General features: G+C 65.0%; 21 protein-coding genes. 9 read left to right on the top strand and 12 right to left on the bottom strand.

What is annotated here, in order from left to right:
• Positions 1-38: 38 nt before the first annotated feature.
• Both PG897_RS11100 and glnK read right to left on the bottom strand, forming a co-directional pair.
• A complete protein-coding gene (locus PG897_RS11100; protein ID WP_201881974.1) occupies positions 39-1046 on the bottom strand; it encodes a Fe(3+) ABC transporter substrate-binding protein in 1008 nt (335 codons plus the stop codon).
• 206 nt (positions 1047-1252) lie between these two features.
• Entirely contained in the window at positions 1253-1591 is a 339-nt protein-coding gene (gene glnK, locus PG897_RS11105) for a P-II family nitrogen regulator (RefSeq protein WP_005308655.1), read from the bottom strand.
• A gap of 201 nt (positions 1592-1792) precedes the next feature.
• On the opposite strand from glnK, the gene arfB reads away from it, so the two are divergent.
• A complete protein-coding gene (gene arfB, locus PG897_RS11110; protein ID WP_005308653.1) occupies positions 1793-2209 on the top strand; it encodes an alternative ribosome rescue aminoacyl-tRNA hydrolase ArfB in 417 nt (138 codons plus the stop codon).
• Between the two features lie 23 nt (positions 2210-2232).
• A complete protein-coding gene (locus PG897_RS11115) occupies positions 2233-2727 on the top strand; it encodes a methylated-DNA--[protein]-cysteine S-methyltransferase (protein WP_270828998.1) in 495 nt (164 codons plus the stop codon).
• Positions 2728-2993: 266 nt separating this feature from the next.
• Here the strand turns inward: PG897_RS11115 and PG897_RS11120 are convergent, their stop codons facing one another.
• From PG897_RS11120 to PG897_RS11150, 7 genes are all read right to left on the bottom strand, one after another.
• A complete protein-coding gene (locus PG897_RS11120) occupies positions 2994-4190 on the bottom strand; it encodes a NupC/NupG family nucleoside CNT transporter (RefSeq protein WP_201881972.1) in 1197 nt (398 codons plus the stop codon).
• A gap of 182 nt (positions 4191-4372) precedes the next feature.
• The gene (locus PG897_RS11125) at positions 4373-5308 is read right to left on the bottom strand and encodes a LysR family transcriptional regulator (protein WP_043169442.1); all 936 of its coding nucleotides are present in this window, start codon (positions 5306-5308) and stop codon (positions 4373-4375) included.
• An 82-nt stretch (positions 5309-5390) separates the two neighbouring features.
• The gene (locus PG897_RS11130) at positions 5391-5927 is read right to left on the bottom strand and encodes a glutathione peroxidase (RefSeq protein WP_139431186.1); all 537 of its coding nucleotides are present in this window, start codon (positions 5925-5927) and stop codon (positions 5391-5393) included.
• A 62-nt stretch (positions 5928-5989) separates the two neighbouring features.
• On the bottom strand, positions 5990-6553 hold the full coding sequence (locus PG897_RS11135) for an NnrU family protein (RefSeq protein ID WP_010635161.1): 564 nt from the start codon (positions 6551-6553) through the stop codon (positions 5990-5992).
• A gap of 210 nt (positions 6554-6763) precedes the next feature.
• Positions 6764-7897: a glycerate kinase gene (locus PG897_RS11140; protein ID WP_139396731.1), complete on the bottom strand. Its 1134-nt coding sequence runs from the start codon at positions 7895-7897 to the stop codon at positions 6764-6766.
• Positions 7898-7906: 9 nt separating this feature from the next.
• On the bottom strand, positions 7907-9169 hold the full coding sequence (locus PG897_RS11145; RefSeq protein ID WP_201881971.1) for a GntP family permease: 1263 nt from the start codon (positions 9167-9169) through the stop codon (positions 7907-7909).
• Between the two features lie 119 nt (positions 9170-9288).
• Positions 9289-10404, bottom strand: coding sequence for a sugar diacid recognition domain-containing protein (locus tag PG897_RS11150; protein WP_201881969.1), 1116 nt, complete (start codon positions 10402-10404; stop codon positions 9289-9291).
• 322 nt (positions 10405-10726) lie between these two features.
• On the opposite strand from PG897_RS11150, the gene PG897_RS11155 reads away from it, so the two are divergent.
• The 5 genes from PG897_RS11155 (at position 10727) to PG897_RS11175 (ending at position 14724) form a co-directional block, all read left to right on the top strand.
• Entirely contained in the window at positions 10727-11101 is a 375-nt protein-coding gene (locus PG897_RS11155; protein ID WP_005308639.1) for a YacL family protein, read from the top strand.
• Between the two features lie 62 nt (positions 11102-11163).
• On the top strand, positions 11164-11457 hold the full coding sequence (locus tag PG897_RS11160) for a hypothetical protein (RefSeq protein ID WP_005308637.1): 294 nt from the start codon (positions 11164-11166) through the stop codon (positions 11455-11457).
• Between the two features lie 161 nt (positions 11458-11618).
• Positions 11619-12449, top strand: coding sequence for a CPBP family intramembrane glutamic endopeptidase (locus PG897_RS11165; protein ID WP_201881968.1), 831 nt, complete (start codon positions 11619-11621; stop codon positions 12447-12449).
• A gap of 173 nt (positions 12450-12622) precedes the next feature.
• Entirely contained in the window at positions 12623-13939 is a 1317-nt protein-coding gene (locus PG897_RS11170) for a sphingomyelin phosphodiesterase (protein ID WP_201881966.1), read from the top strand.
• Entirely contained in the window at positions 13936-14724 is a 789-nt protein-coding gene (locus PG897_RS11175) for a hypothetical protein (protein ID WP_201881964.1), read from the top strand. The genes PG897_RS11170 and PG897_RS11175 overlap by 4 nt, the downstream gene beginning before the upstream one ends.
• 39 nt (positions 14725-14763) lie before the next feature.
• On the opposite strand, the gene PG897_RS11180 is transcribed toward PG897_RS11175, so the two are convergent.
• Positions 14764-16245 carry an alkaline phosphatase D family protein gene (locus tag PG897_RS11180; RefSeq protein WP_201881962.1) on the bottom strand — a complete coding sequence of 494 codons (1482 nt, stop codon included), beginning with the start codon at positions 16243-16245 and terminating at the stop codon, positions 14764-14766.
• Positions 16246-16404: 159 nt separating this feature from the next.
• Entirely contained in the window at positions 16405-17625 is a 1221-nt protein-coding gene (locus PG897_RS11185; protein ID WP_124249386.1) for a DEAD/DEAH box helicase, read from the bottom strand.
• A gap of 158 nt (positions 17626-17783) precedes the next feature.
• Here PG897_RS11185 and PG897_RS11190 point away from each other — a divergent pair, with 158 nt between their 5' ends.
• Entirely contained in the window at positions 17784-18593 is an 810-nt protein-coding gene (locus PG897_RS11190) for a transporter substrate-binding domain-containing protein (protein WP_017780438.1), read from the top strand.
• Positions 18594-18661: 68 nt separating this feature from the next.
• On the opposite strand, the gene tpx is transcribed toward PG897_RS11190, so the two are convergent.
• Entirely contained in the window at positions 18662-19162 is a 501-nt protein-coding gene (gene tpx / locus PG897_RS11195; RefSeq protein WP_005308624.1) for a thiol peroxidase, read from the bottom strand.
• A gap of 217 nt (positions 19163-19379) precedes the next feature.
• Between tpx and PG897_RS11200 the strand changes: the two genes are divergently transcribed.
• The gene (locus PG897_RS11200; protein WP_201881960.1) at positions 19380-21791 is read left to right on the top strand and encodes a zinc/cadmium/mercury/lead-transporting ATPase; all 2412 of its coding nucleotides are present in this window, start codon (positions 19380-19382) and stop codon (positions 21789-21791) included.
• The last annotated feature ends 54 nt before the right edge of the window (positions 21792-21845 follow it).

Genomic DNA, 21845 nt, shown 5'->3' on the forward strand with positions numbered 1-21845 from the left:
TGTCCACAGAGGTTGATGGGGCCGTTGGCCCCATCTGATTACAAGTCGAATTTCACTTCATCCAGCAGTTGCAAGGCGTCCTTGCGGTGCTTGGCGTAATCGCTGACCGGCATGGGGTCAGACTTGAAACTGCCCCAGGACTTGACCATGGCGGAAGGCTCGACGCCGGCCTTGACCGGATACTCGGCATTCACGTCAGCATACATGTGCTGGGCGGTGTCGCCGGCCAGAAACTCCATCAGCTTCTGGGCCTCGGCCTTGTTCTTGGCATACTTGGTCATGGCCACGCCGCTCACGTTGACGTGGGCACCGCGATCCCCCTGGTTCGGGAAGTTGATGTAGACGGCATCGGCCCAGGACTTCTGCGCCGGATCCTTCAGCATGGCGCCCAGGTAGTAGCTGTTGCCGAGCGACACGTCACAGATACCATCCTTGATCGCCTTGACCTGATCCCGGTCGTTGCCCTGCGGCTTGCGCGCCAGGTTGGCCTTGACCCCTTCCAGCCAGGTTTTTGCATCCGCCATGCCGTGATGAGCGATCATGGAGGAGACCAGCGCCACATTGTACTCATGCTTGCCGCTGCGGGTGCAGATTTTTCCTTTGAATTCAGGCTTGGCCAGATCTTCGTAGCTGATGGTGTCCAGCTTGCCGAGGCGCTCCTTGCTGGAATAGATGGCGCGCACCCGGGTGGTCAGGGCGAACCAGCGATTGTCCGGATCGCGATAGATGGCGGGGATGTTCTCCTGCAGGATCTTGCTGTCCACCGGCTGCACCAGCCCCTTGTCCACCAGATCGGTCAGCCGGCTGATGTCGACGGTCAGCATCAGATCCGCCGGGGAGAGCTTGCCTTCCCGCTCCAGACGCTCGTTCAGACCCTCTTTGGCGAACACCACGTTGACCTTGATGCCAGACTCTTTCTCGAACTGCTGGATGATGGGCTTGATCAGCTCATCCTGGCGGTTGGAGTAGACATTCACTTCCCCTGCGGCAAACGCCGACTGAGCCGCCAACGCAGAGAAAGCCAGTGCCAACATCTTCATTTTCATCATCCATTCCTTGAGTTGCTATATCGAGTGAGAACCATTGCTGTTTGCATTTTGCATTGAGCTCGACAGCGGGATCAAGAAATCCTGACGTTGCGGGATCACATATTTAAACGTCGTTCAAACAAAGGGGCCGGATAGAATCCTATCCAGCCCCACCATGGAGTCAATCAGCGACACCCCATCGACCACCAGCCCCGTCAGGGCCGTCAGAGCGCCTCGTCGTCGTTCTCGCCGGTCCGAATGCGCACGGCCTGCAGCAGGTCGTAGACGAAGATCTTGCCGTCACCTATCTTGCCGGTGTAGGCGGCCTTGCAGATCGCCTCGATCACCCCTTCGACGTTGTCATCGGCGGTGGCGATCTCCAGCTTGACCTTGGGCAGGAAGTCGACCTGATACTCGGCTCCCCGGTATAATTCGGTGTGCCCCTTCTGGCGGCCAAACCCTTTGACCTCGGACACGGTCAGACCCTCGACCCCCAGGATGGCGACGGCCTCGCGCACGTCATCCAACTTGAAGGGTTTGATAATCGCAGTAATCAGCTTCATCTGGTTGCTCCCAATCCATGGTATGTCATGAATGGGGAATCAATTCTTGTGCCAAGTCTTTTTATTGTTTAATTTCAAAAAGATAGCATTTACGTCTGGAGCAGGACTCTCCCGACATCACCAAGGGAGCGCAGCTCGCCCCATTATGAGGCACCAAGCTGAACCAGCCTGCGCCGCTGCACCAAACAAGAGCACAGCAGTATGTTAGTCATCTCCAACAGCGTCACCCTGCCCTGGCATGAGCTGCAATTCCAGACCATGCGGGCACAGGGCAACGGCGGCCAGCACGTCAACAAGACCGACTCCGCCGTCTGGTTGCGCTTCGATTACCGCAGCTCCCCCAGCCTCACCCCGCTCTACAAGGAGGGGCTCGACAAGCTGAGCGACAGCCGGGTTCACGACGGCTTCATTCTGATCCGGGTCGAGACCCATCGCAGTCAGGACATGAACCGCAAGGAGGCGATGAACCGCCTGGTGGAGCTGCTGAAAAAAGCAGCCTGGCGCCCCAAGGCGCGCCATGCCACCAAGCCGACCCGCAGCTCCCAGCGCAAGCGGGTCGATGCCAAGAAGCGCAAGGGGGAGATCAAATCGACCCGCGGCAAACCGGTCGTGGACTAGGCCCGACACCCGAGGATGACAACATGCAATACAGTTTTTGCGACAACGCCCATGGCCCCCTGCTCATCGCCATCGATCGGGACGGGCTGCGTTACGTGGAGTTCATGCGAGGCGAGCAACCGGTGACCCCGACCGACCAGTGGCAGCGGGACGACTTGGCGCTCGCCCCTTTCGTCAAGCAGTTCGCTGCCTACTTCGCCGGTCGCCTGCGCCGCTTCGATCTGCCGCTCGCCGCCCGGGGCACCCCTTTTCAGCAATCGGTATGGCGCGCCCTGGGCGACATTCCCTACGGTGAGACAGTCAGCTATCTCGAGATAGCCCAGGCCATCGGCAATCCCAAGGCGGTGCGGGCGGTGGGTGCCGCCAACGGCCGCAACCCGCTCAGCATCATAGTGCCCTGCCACCGGGTGATCGGCCGCAGCGGCGAGCTGACCGGTTATGCCGGCGGCATCCCTATCAAACGCTGGCTGCTGGCACTGGAGCAACAGACCGCCGATCACTTTGTGCTGACCCCCTGAGCCACTGACCAGCCAGCCCGCATTGCGTTTAGCAAAATGAACATAGCATGAAGAATCGCCTCAGAAGGGCTTCAGACAGCCTCAGGCATCATGGCTTCACACTTGGATGGCATGGCTCATCCCTCATTCAAGTGGCACCCATGTGACGCTTCCAATCTGTCTTTTTCCCCCGCGCCTCCCTGAGGCGCTTTTTTTTGCCGGCAGACGGGCGCAAAAAAGCCCGCCGAAGCGGGCTCTGACCGGAAGGTGCTAACTTCTGGGGTCAATCAGAGGGCGAGGAACAGGCCGGCCAGCGAGGCGCTCATCAGGTTCGCCAGCACCCCCGCCAGGATGGCGCGCATGCCGTAGCGGGCGATGAAGGATTTGCGCTCCGGCACCATGGCGCCCAGGCCGCCGATCAGGATCGCCATGGAGGAGATGTTGGCGAAACCGCACAGGGCGAAGGTGACGATGGCCTTGCTCGATTCGCTCAGGGTCTGGTCCTGCACCAGGGCGATGAAGGCAACGAACTCGTTCACCACTATCTTGGTGCCGATCAGGGCGCCGGCGGCCTGAGCCTGCTCCCAGGGGATGCCGATCAGCCAGGAGATGGGAGCGAACAGCCAGCCCAGGATGATCTGGAAGCTCAGCTCCAGCCCCACCAGGTCGCCGGCCCAGCCCAGCAGGCCGTTGAGCATGGCGATCACGCCAACGAAGGCCAGCAGGGTGGCCCCCACGGCGACCGCGATGTTGAGACCGGACATGGCGCCATCGGCGGCCGCTTCAATCACGTTGGTAGCACGCGGGATCACCACGTCCTGATGATGGTCCTCTTCTTCGGCGGCAGGCGGCACCAGGATCTTGGCCATGGCCAGACCGGCCGGCGCCGACATGAAGGCCGCCGCGATCAGGTATTTCAGCTCGACCCCGATGCTGGCGTAACCCACCAGGGTACCTCCCGCCACGGAGGCGAGGCCGCAGCTCATCACCGCGAAGAACTGGGAGTCGGACATCTTGGAGAGATAGGGTTTGACCACCAGCGGCGCCTCTACCATGCCGACGAAGATGTTGGCGGTGGCGGAGAGGCTCTCGGCGCGGCCGGTGCCCAGCAGCTTCTGCAGGCCGCCGCCAAGCAGGGCGATCACTTTCGGCATCAGGCCGATGTGGTAGAGGATGGCGATCACCGCGGAGAAGAAGATGATGACCGGCAGCACGTTGAAGGCAAAGATGAAGCCCAGCTTGAACTTGGCCAGATCGCCGAACAGGAAGGCGATCCCCTCCTGACCGTAACCGATCACGCTGCTCACGCTCTCGCTCACCCCGTTCAGCACGTGCTGACCGGCGGGCAGCCAGAGTACCAGGCCGGCGAAGAGGATCTGCAGGCAGAGGGCCAGGCCCACTGTTCGCAACGGGATACGACGACGATTATCAGAGCAGAGCGTGGCCAGGGCCAGGATGCTCAGGATGCCGAGCAGGGCAATCATAGGGACTCCATCAGGTGGGGCGAAAGATGGGCGCGGATTCTGCTCTCCCAGCCTCGCCACTGCAAGTCCAATTGGTTACAGCCCTGTTAGCAAAAACGTTTTCACGATACCGGTTGCGGCAACTGGCTGATTTGGCTCGATTTTGGTATCAAGCGAAAGCCAGTGTTCTTATATGGAAACGATTATTCCTCTGTACCGGACAATTTGCCGCCGAGCCAGGGGGCCAGCCGCTGTTCCCAGTAGGGATGGGGGCCGAAACCCTCCTTGAGGAAATCGATGAACAGCCGGATCTTGGGATCCAGGTGCTCGCGCCTGGCATAGACGGCGTGTACCGCCATCTTCTGGTTTGGTCGCCACTGGGGCAACAGCGGGATCAGCTGGCCGGACTGCAGCTCCTTGTCTAGCAGGTAGTTGGCCACGTAGGCGATGCCGAGCCCGGCCAGGGCGGCGTCGCGCACCGCCTCCGCCAGATCCACCCGGTAGTTGCCGGCCACCTGCACCGTCTGGCGCTCCTTGCCCTGGCGAAACGACCACTCGTGGTAGCGCCGCTCCCGGCTCTGGTAGGTGATGCAGTTGTGCTGAGCCAGGTCTCTGGGGTGCAGCGGGGTGCCGTGGCTCAAGAGATAGTCCGGCGAGGCCACCAGCACGAAGCCGATGTCCGCCAGCCGCTGCCCCACCAGGGCCTCGGGTTTGTCCTCGTAGGTGGTGATCCAGAGATCCAGCCCCTCATCCACCAGATTGGTGCGGTGATCGAACAGGGAGACTTCCAGCTCCAGCTCGGGGTAGCGATCCTGAAACGCCTTGAGGCGCGGGATCACGTGCAGCCGGCCGAAAGATTGACCGACCCCCAGATGGAGCACGCCACTCACCTTACCGCGCCGCTCCGCCACCATGGAGTCCGCCTCCAGCGCCACCGCTACCAGGGCACGGCAGTGGCGGGCATACTCCTGGCCGAGTTCGGTGAGGGAGAAGCGGCGGGTGGTGCGCTGCACCAGCTGGGCGCCGAGTTCGGTCTCCAGCTGGGCCAGCTGCTTGCTGATGTGGGATTTGGAGACGCCGAGCCGCCGGGCGGCGGCAGAGATCCCCTGTTCACGGACCAGGGCATCGAAGATCACCATTTGGGGCAGACGTTGCAGCACGGGATTACCAGAGAGAAGAGCGGGCCCCCATTATTCCAGAGCGGCCCACCGCGGGGTAGCGCTAAAGGCCGAGCGCCCGTTTGACCTCTTTTTGCAGGGGATCGTCCGCCGGATTCTGGTTGGCACCGTAGCTGCCGATGAGTTTGCCGTCGCGCCCCACCAGGTATTTGTGGAAGTTCCAGTCGGGGGCATCGCCATCGGCTGCCGCCGCCAGCCCCTTGAACAGGGGTACCGCATCCGAGCCCCGCACCGCCACCCGGTTGAACATGGGGAAGGTGACCCCGTAGTCGCGCCGGCACACCTCGGCGGTCTTGTTCTCGTTGCCCGCCTCCTGTCTGAAGTCGTTGGAGGGGAAGCCCAGCACCACCAGTCCCTGCTCCTTGTAGCCCTGATAGAGCCGCTCCAGATCCCGAAACTGGCCGCTGTAGCCACAATAAGAGGCGGTGTTGACCACCAGCACCACCTTGCCCTCGGTCAGCTGGCAGAGGTTGTGGCGCTGGGTGCTGTTGAGCTCCCGCATCTCCACGTTGAAGTAGTCGGGGCAGGCGGCGCCGGCCATGCCGGATGCCAGCGTCAGCAACAAGACAATCCTTTTCATCGAGTGACTCCTGTCAGGCAGATGAGTGACATACGCGCGAACACGCCGGCCGGTTCACCGGCTCAATAGAGGGGGATGCCGGTGAGCATGCCGTGTCCCCAGAAGATCAGCAGGGCGGTGAGCGCCAGCCCGGCCCCCACGCTGAGCCCGGTGCCATACCAGTTGGCCGCCGGACGGGGATGGCGCTGCCAGTCCCGCACCGAAATCCAGACGATGCTCACCAGCGCCCACAGGCCGATGCCGCCAAACAGCACCAGGGAGCGAGCCTCGCTGTTGACCGCCAGATGGGCACCGGCCCAGAGCAGGGTGCCGAGCAGCTGGGGATGCACCAGCCAGCGCCGCAGGTGGTTGGGGCCCTGACCGGAGCAGAACAGGATCAGGGCGATGGGCATCACCGCCATCATCAGGGTCGGGCCCCAGGCGGGCAGAAAATAGAGCGGCAAGGGGCTGGAGGTGCGCCAGCCGGCAATGATGCAGGCGATGCCGATAAACAGCACCAGCGAGAAGAGTCCCTTGTAGCGATGCTCCCCCAACCGCTCGCGCAGCCGGATCCTGTGGTCGGGCGCGAAGCAGGGGTAGAGGTGAGTCAGGGTAAACAGCAGTACCCCCAGGGTCAGCAAGATCATGGGTGGCTCCTTGTACTATGGGGGATCACTATGCCGCAAAGTCGGCGGCCAGAATACAGAAACCGCAGAAAAGCACTGGGGATACAGCGGGATAATGAAAAAAGCCGATCGACGGATCGGCAAGGTGTTTCGGGCTGACCCACAGTTGAGTGGGTCGTCACCGCGACACGGGGCGGGGTTGGCCGGCGCCAGGCACCGGCCAGAAGAGGGTCAGGGTCGCAGCAGATAGAGCGCCGCCACGTTGCGGGCCGTGAGCTGCAGGTTGGTGGTGGCGGTGGCCAGCGCCTCCGGCAGGGACATGGCGCGGTTGACCACGGCAAACACCGCATCCAGCCCGTGCTCGTGCACCACGCCGCAGTCGTCGGTCAGACAACCCGCGATACCGATCACCGGCTTGCCGAACTGCTTGGCACAGCGTGCGACACCGATTGGCGTCTTGCCATGAATGGTCTGGCTGTCGATGCGCCCCTCGCCGGTGATGACCAGATCCGCGTCGGCCACCGCCTCGGCCAACTTCAACGCCTCGATGACGATCTGGATGCCGGGCTTGAGCTCGGCGCCGAGCAGGCCCACCAGGGCCGCCCCCATGCCGCCGGCGGCGCCCGCCCCCGGGATCTCCTTCACCTGCTTGCCGAGGGCCTGCTCGATGCAATCCGCGTAGTGGGCCAGGTTGGCGTCCAGCTGCGCCACCATCTCGGGGGTCGCCCCCTTCTGCGGACCGAACACGGCGGAGGCCCCTTTCGGCCCGCACAGCGGGTTGTCCACATCGCAGGCCACTTCGATGGTGATCTTGGCAAGGCGCGAATCCAGCCCGCTCAGATCGATGGTGGCCAGCTCGGCCAGACCGGCGCCGCCCGGCGCGATGGGAGTACCGTCGCGTTTGAGCAGCTTGCCGCCAAGCGCCTGGATCATGCCGGCACCGCCGTCATTGGTGGCGCTGCCGCCGATGCCGAGGATCAGATGCTTCACCCCCATGTCGAGGGCCGCCAGGATCAGCTCACCGGTGCCGCTGCTCGAGGTGTGCAGTGGATTGCGCAGCTCAGGCGCCACCAGATGCAGGCCGGAGGCCGCCGCCATCTCGATGACGGCGCGCTCGCCATCCCCCAGCAGACCGACGAAGCCCTCTACCTTGTTGCCGAGGGGGGCGGTCACATGGAAGGGCAGAATGCGGCCGCCGGTGGCATCCACCAGGGACTGCACCGTCCCCTCGCCGCCATCAGCCATCGGCAATTTGACGTAGGTGGCATCCGGCAACACCTGCTTGAAACCGGCCTCGATGGCATCGGCCACCGCCATGGCGCTGAGGCTCTCCTTGAATGAATCGGGGGCGATAACAATTTTCATATCAATTCCTTAGGCGAGGCCAAACACGCCAAACATCAGGGTGGAGACAACGGCGATGGTCAGACCGACCGCGGTTTCGTAGGGGATGAGCTTGAGCCGCTCACCCACGCCCATGTGGACGCTGCCGCCGGTGGCATGGAAGAAGGAGCCGTGGGGCATGTGGTCGAACACGGTGGCACCGGCGTGGATCATGGCGGCCCCCGCCAGGCTGCTGATGCCAAGCTCGAGCAGGGTGGAGCTGAACACGTTGGAGGCTACCACGGTACCGGCGGTGGTCGAGGCGGTCGCCAGGGACATCAGGGCACCGGAAATGGGGGCCAGCAGGTAGGAGGGCAGGCCGGAGGCGGTCAGGCCGCTGATCAGCACATCCTTGAGACCGGAGTTGGCGATGATGCCCGCCAGGGTACCGGTACCCAGCAGCATGATGGCCACCGGCGCCATGCGGGCTAGGCCCGAGACGGCAAACTGGTTCACCTTGCCGAACTTGCCCATCATCAGGGCACCGACCAGGCCACCGAGAGGCAGTGCGATGAGCGGGTCCACCACTATGCCGGCGATGGGGCGCAGGGCCAGCAGCAGGATGGCCACCAGCGGCGCACTGATGGCGGCGGCAAAGCCCGGCAGCTTGCTGCCATCGAAGCTCACCACCTCGTCGGCGGCGACCTTGCAGCCCTTGTTGTTGAGGCGCTTGGCCAGCCAGTAGGCCATCACCAGACCGAACAGGCCCGGGATGATGCCGGCCGCCATCACAGAGGTGAGGGGCAGGTGGAAGGCGTCCGCCGCCGCGATGGCGTTGGGGTTGGGCGACATGACGTTGCCCGCCTTGCCACCACCGATCATCGCCAGCAGGATGGCCGCCTTGGAGAGATCGGCACGGCGGGCGATGGCCAGCGCAATGGGGGCGACCGTGATGACGGCCACGTCCACGAACACGCCGACCGCGGTCAGGATCAGGGTGGCCAGCGCCAGCGCCAGCAGGGCGCGGGTTTCGCCCAGCTTCTTGACGATGGTCTCGGCGATGGTGGTGGCGGCGCCCGATTCGATCAGCACGCCGGCCAGTACGCCCGCCGCCAGGATCCGCATCACCGCCGTGGTGATCCCCTGGGCCCCGCCGATCATCAGGGCGACGGTCTGGGTCAGATCGGCACCGCCGATCAGGCCGCCGGCCAGGGCGCCGACGATCATGCCGTAAGCGGGTGGCACCTTCTTCAGGATCAGGAAGATGGCGATGGAGAGCGCCGCGAGGGCGCCAAGGGCTGTAACCGGGGTCATGACGGGCACCTTTCTAGTGAGTGAATGGTGGCCATTATGGTGATCCGGGATCGGAATGCTTTGGTCAAAAAACCAAATATCAGCTTTTAAAAACGCAACTTTCTGTATATATGAACAATTCAACTGTCGAGGTTGAGCCCGAGATAGAGCAGGAACTTGTCATCTAACTTGTTGAAATTCAACCCGGTTATCTGCTCGATCCGGGTCAGCCGATAGCGCAGGGTATTGGGGTGGATGAACAGGGCTTCGGCACAGGGATGCAGATCACAATCCTGCAAGAAATATTGGCGCAGCGTCTTCTGCAGTGTTCCCTTTGTATCCTCCTGCACCAGCTTGTGCAGCGGGGCCCGCAGCTGATCCGCCTGCCAGGAGTCCGCCAGACTGCCGAGCAGCACCGGCAACCGGTAATCCTCGAAGAAATAGACCTGCTTGCGCGGCGCCTGCCGCATGCCGCGGCGCAAGGTGTCCCGCGCCGTCTGGTAGGAACGCGCCAGCCCGCCGGTGCCAGCGAAGTAATCACCCACCCCGATGCGCACCCGAAAGTGGGGGATGCGGGCCAGCAACTGCTTGATGCGACTGCGCTCCTGCTCTGACTGCCAGACGCCGTCGCTGAGCTGGGCGGGCTTGAGCACCACTATCTCGTCCAGGCCGTTGATGGCCACCAAGTTGTCCCGCTCCGGGTTTTCCAGCAGGTGTACCAGCTCCCGCAGCCGGGCCGGGTCGGCCTCCTCCAGCGCCAGCACCGCCACCACCCGCGGCTGGGCCAGATCCAGCCCGAGGAAGCGGGCCGCCTGCTGCAACTGATCTTCGCGCCCTTCACCACGGATGAGCTGCAGCACCAGCTCCTCCTTGTGGCGCTTGTCCCACTGCAGCTGTTCAGTGAGCGCCGCCTGCTCCAGAATAAGCTCGGCGGTCATGCGCACCAGCTCGGCGTAAGCGCGCACTTCGTCCGGATCGCCCGAGATGCCGATGACCCCGAGCAGCTCCCCCTGATAGGCGATGGGCAGGTTGATGCCGGGGCGCACCCCCTTGAGCTCGCGGGCGGTCGCGTCGCTGATCTCCACCACCCGGTTCTCGGTCAGCGCCAGCACAGCCCCCTCATGACGCTGATGGAGCCGCTCCGGGTTGCCGGACGCGATGATAAGGCCATGCTCATCCATCACGTTGACCGAGAAAGAGAGGATCTTCATGGCCCGGCTGACGATTTGCCGTGCGAGGGTGTCATTGAGCTGCATAGGCACTCCGCTGAACGAACAGGGCATAGCTTGAGGCGATGATGAGTCGCTGTGGCTCATCCATCACCTTGACCGAAGAAGAGAGGATCTGTATCGCCCGGCTCACTCTCTGGCGTGCGAGGGTATCGTTTAGCTGCATCACATCTCCAAAGCGGGGGCCGGACCGGCCACAAAGCGCCTGCACCGGGGCAAAGATGCCACATCTTCAAGACAAGCGAGGGGGGGCTCGCTAGAATAGGCCACTTTACGCTATATGCGCCCCGCCATGGAGCAGGATTTTCCCCTGCCCATGACGACTCACCCTTCCGCTATGGACTGAACTATGGATTATGAATTTCGCCGCGATCCGTTCGGCGGTTATCGCGCCCGGTTCTCCATGGGCCACGAGGCCATCGGTCAGTGGCTGATCGACGAAGTGGGCAAGGACGAGGAGAAACTCGACGAGCTGTTCGCCATCATCGATCAGCTCTCCAGCCGGGCCCGCACCGAATACCGGCTGCTTGGCGGCGACTACTCCCTGCTGCTGACCCACGAGGAGGCCGAGGTGAAGGCCAACGTCCTCAATATTGAGCAGGATGAGGATCTCGACGATCTCGCCTACTACGATGATGAACAGCTGGCCATGTGCGGGCTGGAAGATTTTGCCCAGGTGCTCGTCTCCTGGCGCGCCTTTATCCGCAACGAGGATATGGGCTGATTGACCCCATCGGAACAACCACGTCGGGCTCACGGCCCCTCGCCCAACCAACAGGATTGACTATGTCTATTTACGATTTTGATGACGAACTGCCGGAAGACGAGCTGGAAGAGCAGCCGAAGAAACCCGCCCAGCCCAAGAAGAAGGGCAAGCAGGTGCTGAACACCCAGGTCAACCTGAGCCCGCGCGATGCCAGCCGCCTGAACGGCCTGCACGTAGAGGCCATCACCACCCTGGACGACGTCAGCCTGCCGAAGAACGTGATCTTCAAGGCCGGCCTGATCGCCCTGGGCGAGCTGGACGCCAACCTGCGGGCCGACATCATCGCCCGGGTGATCGCCGAATCCGGCCGCTGATAGCGTCGCATCCTTGCCAAAACCGGAGCCCAGCTCCGGTTTTTTTATGGCCGCTCGCCTGCTCTCTCCTGCCGCGTGGGGATCCGACCAGCTTATTGAGCCTTGTCTCATGGGATGTCCCATTGTTAAGGTGCGGCACTTTCATCGGCCCTGGAGACTCAATGTTACCTCTACCTGATTCACTCATCTGGGGAGCACTGGCGCTGGCCGTCTTGCTCTGTCTGGCCCGGCAGCGTCTGCCCGGCTTTATCATGCTGGCGGTCGCCCTGCTGGCGGCTCTCGGCCTCGGCCATCTGAGCCCTGTCGCCCTGCTGGCCAGCGCGGTGGGCCTGCTGCTGGCCTGGCGTACCCCCACCCTGCCCCAGCCCTGGCGCGCCGTCGCCCTGGGCGCCGTGCTGCTGTGGGCGGTGGCGCTGATGCTGCACCTCATCCCCGGCTTCACCAACCTGAAGGTGCTGGATCAGGTGCAGGCCGGCCCCGCCAGCGTGCCCTTCAACATGTACCTCAACCTCGACAAGCCGCTGGTCTTCTTCGGCCTGTTGCTGGCTTGGCCCGCCCTGCTGGGCCCGGGCGGCGCCGTTCAGTGGCGCAGATTGGCATTGCTGCTGGTGCCGCTGGCTGCTCTGCTGGTCGCCGCCTGGCAGCTGGGAGCCCTCAAGCCCGAGGTGGGCCTGCCCGGCTGGTGGTGGCTGTTTGCCCTCAACAACCTGCTGTTCACCTGCGTGGCGGAAGAGGCACTGTTTCGCGGCTTCCTGCAGCAGGGGATCGCCGAGCGCAGCCGGCGCTGGCTTGGGGTGCTGGTAGCGAGCCTGCTGTTCGGCGCCGCCCACCTGGCCGGTGACCCGCTGCTGGTGCTGTTCGCCGCGCTGGCCGGGGCCTGCTATGGCCTGGCCTTCCTGCTGAGCGGGCGCCTCAGCGTCGCTATCGCGATCCACTTCCTGTTCAACTTCGCCCACCTGGCCCTCTTTACCTACCCGCTGGCCAGCCGCTGAGCCCCTCGGGGGCGTGCCAACCGGCACGCCCCGCCTCTTCGCCAACCTGTCCGCTCGCCCTGCCTCCCCATATGGGGCCTTTCATTTATTTGTAACAAAAATGTAAATGAAATGACCTCTGTGCCCGCCATAACAGTCACTTTCCTGCGTGTCTCAACCAAAAGGACTTCATGATGCACAAGCCCGTCAGTTATGCCGCCCTGCTGCTGGCCAGCCAGTTTCCGCTGCAGGCGCTGGCCGATACCGATGTCTACCTCACCAACAACAGCCCGGAGCCGGTCCAGCTGGAGATCCGCCAGAGCGGCTCCGGCGAGCTGCAGGCCGGCAGCCAGTGGATCCAGCACAGGACTGAGCTGGGCCCCTGGGAGAGCGCCATGGTGCTCAGCTTCAACCGCTACGAGGGGGTGAAGGCGGGCAAGAGCTATCTGTTCGAAACCCGGGTCACTACCCCCGGCGGTGACACCTACCGCCTCAACCAGAAGATGGAGGGCACCTGGTGGAACAGCACCCTGCAACACGGCGGCGAGACGCCGGCAGACAACTCAGGCTGGCAGAGCGATCGCGCCATCCACCGCCTGAACGGGCCTCAGGAGCTGGCCTTCGCCGCCAAGTTCACCGGCCGCTACGACGATCTGCACTACATGCTGACCCCGCCCAAACAGGTGGAGCAACCCGAGCCTGCCGAAACCAGGTTGAAGGTGGCCAGCTACAACATCTGGGCGCTGCCGGTGATCGCCTCCAGCATCGGCGAGCGGCTGGCGCTGCTGCCCGAACACCTCAAGGGCTATGACGCCCTGCTGCTGCAGGAGGTGTTCGACGGCCGCCGCGAGGGCTTCCTGCAAGCGCTGGCCAAAGAGTACCCCTACCAGACCAAGGTGCTCGACAAGCCGGGGGTCAACATCCACGACGGCGGCGTGGTGATCGTCAGCCGCTACCCCATAGTGCGCGAGGCCCAGCTGGTCTATCCCCAGTGCACCGGCACCGACTGCTTCGCCGACAAGGGGGTGATGTATGCGGAGGTGATCAAGGGGGGCAAGGCCTGGCACCTGTTCGCCACCCACACCGCCAGCTTCGACACCGACGAGGCGCGTCGGCTGCGCCAGATCCAGTTCGGCCAGATGCGCACCCTGGCCGCCAGCCTCAATATTCCCGCCAGCGACACCGTCATCTACGGCGGCGACTTCAACGTCAACAAGCGCAAGTTTGCCGATGACTACGCCGGCATGCTGGCCAATCTCAACGCCGACGAGCCGGCCTACGGCGGCTACACCGAGGCCACCTTCGATCCCAGGATCAACCCCTATGCCGGCGGCCCGCTCTCCGGCGGTGCCAACGTGGAGTACCTCGACTATCTGGTGGTGAGCCGGGAGTACGGCGCCGCAAGCCACAACCTCAACAGTGTCTGGATCCCGCGCAGCAGCGACGGCAGCCTCTGGCCCGCCAGCAACCTCTCCGATCACTTCCCGGTCAAGGGAGAGATCAGCCGATGAAGCGCCGTTACGGCTTGCTGGCGCTGGCGCTGCTGGCCTTGTTGCTGCTCAACTTGGGCGCACAGGAGGAGCCGGCGCGCCCGGCCTCCACCAGCCAGCCCCCATCGGGCGCCGCTGCGCCCGTGCAGGCACAGCTGCCAGGCTCCCCGACGCTCGCCTCGCCGGTTGCCGCCACACAGACCGGCTCCGAGCCACCTCCCGCCAGCTGGCGGGCCATGCCGGAGGCGCTGAGCCAGCAGCTCGCCAGCGAGGTAAGCGACAGCGATCTGCCGCTGGCCGAGCGGCTGGCCAATCTGGAAGGTGCAGAGGCCAGCTGGCTTGGCGAGGGGGAGAGTCTGTTTCGGCTGCAGGGGCGCTACGCCCTGGCGCTCGAGCAGCTGGCGCAGGAGAGCGAGCAGCTGCCGCTGGCCGAGCGGCTGGATGCCCTCAGCCGCTTGCAGGATGAGTGGGCGGTGGAGCACCCGGATCTGGCGACTGAGTTGTTCAACCCGGCGGCCCGGCTGCAGCAGGCACGCCAGCTGTGGGGGGACGAGGAGCTCGCCACCCTGGCTCGCCACTTCCTGCCGGCTGCAGAGGCCGAGGCGACCCTGCAGTTTGCCGCCAGCCGCCAGCAACAGCTGGATCAGCGCAGCCGCTACCAGCAGCAATTGACCGAGCTCGAACAGCAGCTGGCAGCCAGCCGGGGCAACATGGACGAGGCGAGCTGGCAGCAGCACAGGGAGGCGGTGCTCGGCCAGTTCCGGCGCGACTTCTTCGCCCGTGACACCGCCACACCAACGCAATGAAAAAAGGGCCCGTCGGGGCCCTTCGCATTTTCCTGGCCATCAGGCCAGCGGGTAGCTGGCCGCCACGCCGTTCTCGCAATGCCAGTTGGCCCACAGCTTGTCGTCGCTGCCCATCAGCAGGGTGGCGAAGTTGCGGGTACGCAGGTAGACGGGGGCGCCGAACGGCTTGATAAGCTCGGCGCGGATCAGCCGGCTCTCGTCGAGGTATTCGGGATCGTCGTTGGTCATGGCCAGGATCCCCATCCACTGAAACTGGGTGGGACAGGGGTGGACGATGCCGGAGGAGACCAGCTGATGTACGTTGAGCCCCTCCCGCTTGTCCTGAATGACCCCGAGGCACCCCACGTGCACGTCGCCTGAGAGGATCAGGGTCTTGCAGCCAGGCTCCTTCTGGCGCCGCTGCCTGGCGTTGTCCAGCAGCCGCATGATGAGGCGGGCCCGCTCCCCCTGATGGGCCTTGGCCCGCCAGTGATCCTTGAGATCGTCGGTCAGCTCCTCCTCCAAGGGGGTGGCATCGAACGCCGCCTCGGTGAAGGAGAAGTCGCGATAGACCACGGGCACCCCCGCCAGCACCAGCAGGTGGCCCGTGTCGCAGGCCGCCAGCGCGGCGTTGACCTGCTCCCACTGGGACGGGCTCATCACCTGGTCGCGGGTGCGATTGGCCCGGTTGTCCAGCGCCAGGATCTGGTAGCCCCGAAAACCGAGCCGCCAGGAGTGGTGATTCAGCGTCTTGTCCAGCAACGCCCCGTTGGCGCCAGTGCGCAGCTGGAACAGCCGGAAGTACTTGGTGGCGGCGGCATAGATGGCCTGATAGACCTCGCAGCGCTGCAGATCCTCGGGGTAGCTGCCCCAGCCATCGAAGATGTCGTGGTCGTCCCACATCATGGCGCTCGGCACCCGGGCCAGCATGAAGGCAACCTCGAGGCGGCCCCACTGTTTGCAGTAGAGATCGCAATAGAAGCGGTCGAGCTGCTCCACCATGGCCCGGGTCACCTTGCGCTTGACCTTCTCCGCCCGGTCCAGCTCGTTCCAGGCCTTGAGGGTCGGCACGCTCGTCCAGAGGGAGTCCGCATAGACCTGATCTCCTCCCATCAGCAACAGGGAGAAGGGATGGGCCTTGTGCTCCGCGGCCAGCTTGTCCCACATGACGTAGGGGGCCGGGGTGGAGGTGAGCAGCTTGAAGTCGGAGAAACCGTTGCAGGAGGCGTAGCCTATCCGCACCGGCTCCTTCTTGCCCGGCAGATGGAACTGCCACTTGTCGTATCCCGCCAGATCCTGCGCCGGCTTGTTGTCCAGCAGGATCTCGTAGTCGACGGGGGTGCCGGCCTTGCTCTTGGGACTGGCCTGCCAGACCAACCGCCAGAAGCCGCCTCTCGGGGTATCCGCCTGCTTGCTGGCGGCCAGCAGCTCGCCGTTGATCCGCACGGCTGCACTCTTGCAACTGGCCTGCGCCATAAAACAGATGCTGTACTCGGTCTCTGACTCGAGGCCCAGCAGGGGGCCCATTACCAGACTGGTCATTCGTCATCCCTCCATGGTGAAACCCATGGAGCATAGCGAAGCGACCGCTATTTGATAGTGACCAGGTGGGCAAACAGAAAGGGTCAGGGTTTGGCCCCGACCCTTTCACTGTCTGGTGCTGCGATGAACCGGCCTGTCACGCCGGTCATGACGGGGTCGCTACGCCTTGCCCTTGAACTGTTTGACGCTGCGCTTGGCCTGGGTGCGACGGTTGGCCTGTTTGTCGCGGGGGGCGCGCTTGCCCTCCCCGCTGGCTGGCTTGTCGGTCACCGGGAAGCCGGTGAGCTCGGCCAGCGGCAGCTTGCGACCGGTGAGGGTGCGGATCGCCGCCAGGGTGTCGGCCTCGCCATGGCAGGTGAGCGAGATGGCGAGCCCGCTGCGCCCTGCCCGGGCGGTGCGGCCGATGCGGTGCACATAGACGGGGGCGCTGGCGGGCAAGTCCAGGTTGATCACCAGCGGCAGCGCCTCCACGTGAATGCCGCGCGCCATCAGATCGGTGGCCACCAGCACCCGCACCTTGCCCGCCTTGAAGTCGCCAAGCGCCTGTTCGCGCACCGCCTGCTCCTTCTCGCCGTGCAGGGCCGCCACCGCGATGCCCGCCTTGGCCAGCTTGCGGGCCACCCCGTCGGCGTCGTCCCGCGCACTGATGAAGACCAGCACCTGCGGCCACTCGTGGGCCTTGAGCAGGCTGATGAGCGCCGGTACCTTGCTGCTCTTGTTGACCAGATAGAGCCGCTCCTCGATGTCGTCGGCCACGCTGTTGCGAGGATCCGCCTCCACCCGCGCGGGCTCTTTCAGCAAACCGGTAGCCAGCGCCTCCAGCTCGGCGGGCAGGGTGGCGGAGAAGAGCATCTGCTGCCGCGCGTCCGGCATCGCCTTCATCAGCCACTGAATATCGGGCCAGAACCCCATCTCCAGCAGGCGGTCCGCCTCGTCCAGCACCAGAGTGCGCAGGCCGGCCAGGGTCAGCAACTGCTGGCCCAGCAGATCCCGCAGCCGCCCCGGGGTCGCCACCAGCAGCTGCGGCCCCAGCGCCAGCTCGGCCTGTTGCTGCGCCTGTTCCACCCCGCCGCACAGGGTCACCAGCCGCAGACCCAGCCCGGCGGCCGGCCCCTGCAACGCCTCGCTCACCTGCACCGCCAGCTCGCGGGTCGGTACCAGCACCAGCCCCTGCACCTCTGCCAGGGCGGGATCCAGCCGCTGCAGCAGCGGCAAGCCGAACGCCAGGGTCTTGCCGCTGCCGGTGCGGGCCAGCGCCAGCAGATCCCGTCCCGCCAGCGCGGCGGGAATGGCCAGTTGCTGTACCCGGGTCGGGTGCTGAAGATTGGTTGGCAGAGCCGCCAGCAGGGCGGGGGCAAGGGCGAGTTGGTCAAAGGTCATGGCACGGTACGGATAAGCAAGTGGGAGGGCGAAGTCTAGTGAGCGGGGGCCCATAAGTAAAACCCAATCCGCCCAGATGCCGGTTCCGGGCCGTACCGCCGCGACAGGGTGCCGCTGGCTACACTTCAGAAAACCTCTCAAGGCGGAGCGACCCGACCATGACCCGATCCCCCACCCTGCCCCTCTTGCTGCTGCTCGCCCTGCTGGGGCTGACCAGCCTGGGGCTCTCCCGCGCCGATCCCCAGGCCGCCCCTGCCGCCAAACCGGTGCGCATCATCAACGCCCACCTCGGCGAGTTGCCGGGGCTCATCAATGCCGACAAGACGGGTCCTTTCGTGGATCTGGTGCGCGCCATCGACGATCTCTATCCGGATATCAGCATCCGGATCACCATCTATCCCCTCGCCCGGGCCATGGCCGGGGTGATCGCCGGCACCGCCGACTTCAGCCTGCCCGCCATCCGCAACCTGCAGGATGCCGATCTGCTGCCCTATCGCTTCAGCACCCGCAGTTTCGGCAAGGTGACCCACGTGCTCTACAGCAATACCGACCACATCATCACCCCCGACATGGCCTACGGCATAGTGCCCACCAAGCGGGATCTGCTGATCGAGGCCACCCCCGGCTTTCTGCCCATTCCGCTGCAGCGGTCGATGAGCATAGAGCAGTCTCTGCGCAAGCTCTCCCGCGGTCGCATCGATGCCTTCATCTGGGCCCAGGAGGAGGCCGACCTGATGTTGCGCCGGCTCAAGCTCAGCAACATCCATCGGGAACATCTGGGGGATTTCGAGGATGTCTTCATCATCGCCAAGGGGCCCGCCGGCGACGAAATGGATCGCTTCCTCGGCGAGGCGATTGACCGGCTCGCCGCCTCCGGCAAGCTGGCCGAGATCTACGCCAGGTTGCACCGCCCCTATGTGGAGTGGCAACCCAAGCCCTCATCACAGCCGGTCGCCACCTCCCCCTGACGTCAGCCGCCCATAAAAAAATCCCGCCGGGGCATGGCCCCGGCGGGATTTTTGTCGACCCGACGCGATTACAGCACGGCCAGGGCGGCGGCGTAGTTCGGCTCGTCGGCGACTTCGGCCACCAGCTCGCTGTGCAGCACCTTGTCGTGCTCATCCAGCACCACGATGGCGCGGGCAGCCAGACCCACCAGCGGGCCGGAGGAGAAGGCCACGCCGTAGTCCTGCAGGAAGGAGACGCCACGCAGGGTGGACAGGTTCACCACCTTGTCCAGACCCTCGGCGCCGCAGAAGCGGGCCTGGGCGAACGGCAGGTCGGCGGAGATGCACAGCACCACGGCGTTGTTCAGGCTGCTTGCCTGCTCGTTGAACTTGCGCACTGAGGTGGCACAGGTCGGGGTATCGACGCTCGGGAAGATGTTCAGGATTTTGCGCTGACCGGCGAAGTTCGCCAGGGTCACGTCACAGAGATCCTTGGCCACCAGGGAGAAGGGCTTGGCCTGTTCGCCGGCAACCGGGAAGTGACCGGCGACGGAAACCGGGTTGCCTTGCAGAGTAACGGTATTGCTCATGTTATGTCCTTGATTATCGAGGGAGGATCAGGGCCTCCAGTATAGGCCCGCCGGGCGGGGACAAACACCCGCCAATCACAGGGATATAGGATCGCCAAAGCACCCGTCTGGAGGAGCGGAGAGAAAGGGGGTTGACCTTGGACTTAACACCAAGGTTTACACTCGGCTCAGTCATCCAGGATCCCGCAGGGGCGGGGTCCCTCAAGAGGAACGCACCATGAGCAAATCCTGCTGCAGCCATCAACACGCCGCCCCCATCAAGGCCGTCAGCAAGGCGGCCGCCTCCCAGGCCGAGCACAGCCACACCAGCCACTGCTGTGACAACACGGCAACGGCCAGTTGCGCGGCCACCCCGGCCCCCCACGATCATCAGGCGCGCGGGGTCGCCGATGTCCCCGGCGACGAAGAGCCCCCCAGAGGGGGCTGCTGCACCGACACCCAACACGACCACGGCCATCACCATGAGCAGGGTCATGCGCACGATCACGCCTCCGCCGCGGACGAGCCGCCGCTGGAGGCCCCCGAGCAGAACAGCCGCCGCCACAGCTGGCAGGTGCTGGGGATGGATTGCCCCAGCTGTGCCCGCAAGATAGAGACGGCCGTCGGCCGGGTGAGCGGCGTGCAGCAGGCCCGCGTGCTGTTTGCCACCGAGAAGCTGGTGGTGGATCTGGCCCCCGGCCTCTCCCCCGATCCCGTCACCGCCGCCGTGCTGGCCGCCGGCTTCCAGCTCAAGGGCGAGCGAACTGCCAAGCCGGAGTCCGGCCGCGAACGCGGCCCGCTGCAGACCCTGCTTGGCAAATATTGGCAACCGCTGTCGCTGGCCGGCCTGATGTTGGTGGCGGCCCTGCTGCCGAGCCAGATCGGTCAGCCACTGTTTACCCTGGCCACCCTCTGGGGGCTGTGGCCCATCTCCCGCAAGGCGTGGGCACTGACCAAGAGCGGCTCCCCCTTCGCCATCGAGACCCTGATGACGGTCGCCGCCGTGGGGGCCCTGTTCCTCGGTGAAACCGCCGAAGCGGCCATGGTGCTGCTGCTGTTCATGCTGGGCGAACACCTGGAGGCCTACGCCGCCGGCCGCGCCCGCGCCGGGGTCACCGCACTGATGGCGCTGGTGCCTGACAAGGCGCTGCGCATCCGCACCACTGCCGAGGGCGAGGTGCGGGAAGAGGTGGCCGCCGATGAACTGCGTCCAGGCGACATCATCGAGATCGCCCCGGGCGCCCGTCTGCCGGCCGATGCCCGCCTGCTCGACCCCCTCGGCGCCTTTGACGAGAGCGCCCTGACCGGCGAATCCATCCCGGTGGAGCGCCGTCAGGGTGACAAGGTGCCCGCCGGCAGCCTAGCGGCGGATCGGGTGCTGCGTCTCGAAGTGGTGTCCGAGCCCGGCAACAACGCCATCGACCGCATCCTGCATCTCATCGAAGAGGCCGAGACCCAGCGCGCCCCCATCGAGCGCTTCATCGACCGCTTCAGCCGCTGGTATACCCCGGCCATGATGCTGGTCGCCCTGCTGGTGGTGCTGGTACCGCCGCTCGCCTTCGGCCAGAGCTGGGACGAGTGGGTCTATCGCGGGCTAGCGCTGCTGCTGATCGGCTGCCCCTGCGCCCTAGTCATCTCCACCCCTGCGGCGGTCACCTCGGCGCTGGCGGCAGCCACCCGGCAGGGGGCCCTCATCAAGGGGGGCGCCGCGCTGGAGCGCCTCTCCCACATCGATACCCTGGCCTTTGACAAGACCGGCACCCTGACTCTGGGCAAGCCGCAGCTGACCGAACTGGTGAGCCTCAATGGCCAGCCTGAGGCCGAGCTGCTGGCACTGGCAGCGGCCATCGAGCAGGGCTCCCACCACCCGCTGGCCCGCGCCGTGGTGACGGCGGCCGGCGAACGGGGCCTCAGCCCCGCTGCGGCCCAGGAGTTGCGCGCCCTGCCCGGCATGGGGGTGGAGGGTCGTATCAACGGCACCCTCTGGCAGTTGCTGGCACCGAGCCGGGTCGCCACCCTGGATGCGGCGATGCAGGCCAGGGTCGCCACCCTGGAGCAGCAAGGCAAGACGGTGGTGGTGCTCGGTCAGCCTGATGCCGCCCCGGCGGCCCTGCTGGCCCTGCGCGACCAGATCCGCCCCGAGGCGGCCCCGGCCCTGCGCGAGCTGAGTGAGCTTGGCCTGCAAAGCATCATGCTGACCGGTGACAACCCCCGCGCCGCCGAGGCGATCGCCGGCGAGCTCGGCATGGGCTGGCGCGCCGGCCTGCTGCCGGAGGGCAAGGTCGATGAGATCGCCAAGCTCGGTCTGACGCAAAAGGTTGCGATGATCGGCGACGGCATCAACGACGCGCCGGCCATGAAACGGGCCAGCATCGGCATCGCCATGGGGGGCGGCACCGACGTGGCGCTGGAGACCGCCGATGCGGCGCTGACCCACAACCAGCTCGGCGGGGTCGCCGCCATGATCCGGCTCTCCCGCGCGGCACTGGCCAACATCCACCAGAACATAGCGCTGGCGCTGGGGCTCAAGGCCATCTTCCTGGTCACCAGCCTGCTCGGCATCACCGGCCTGTGGATTGCGGTGCTGGCCGACACCGGCGCCACCGCCCTGGTCACCGCCAACGCCCTGCGTCTGCTGCGCAAGCGCTAAGCCGGCCGTTGACGGCACAACCAACAGCCGCCCCAACGGGGCGGCTTTTTTATT

It is taken from the genome of Aeromonas sp. QDB20, from assembly GCF_027707805.1.
GTDB lineage: Bacteria > Pseudomonadota > Gammaproteobacteria > Enterobacterales > Aeromonadaceae > Aeromonas > Aeromonas dhakensis.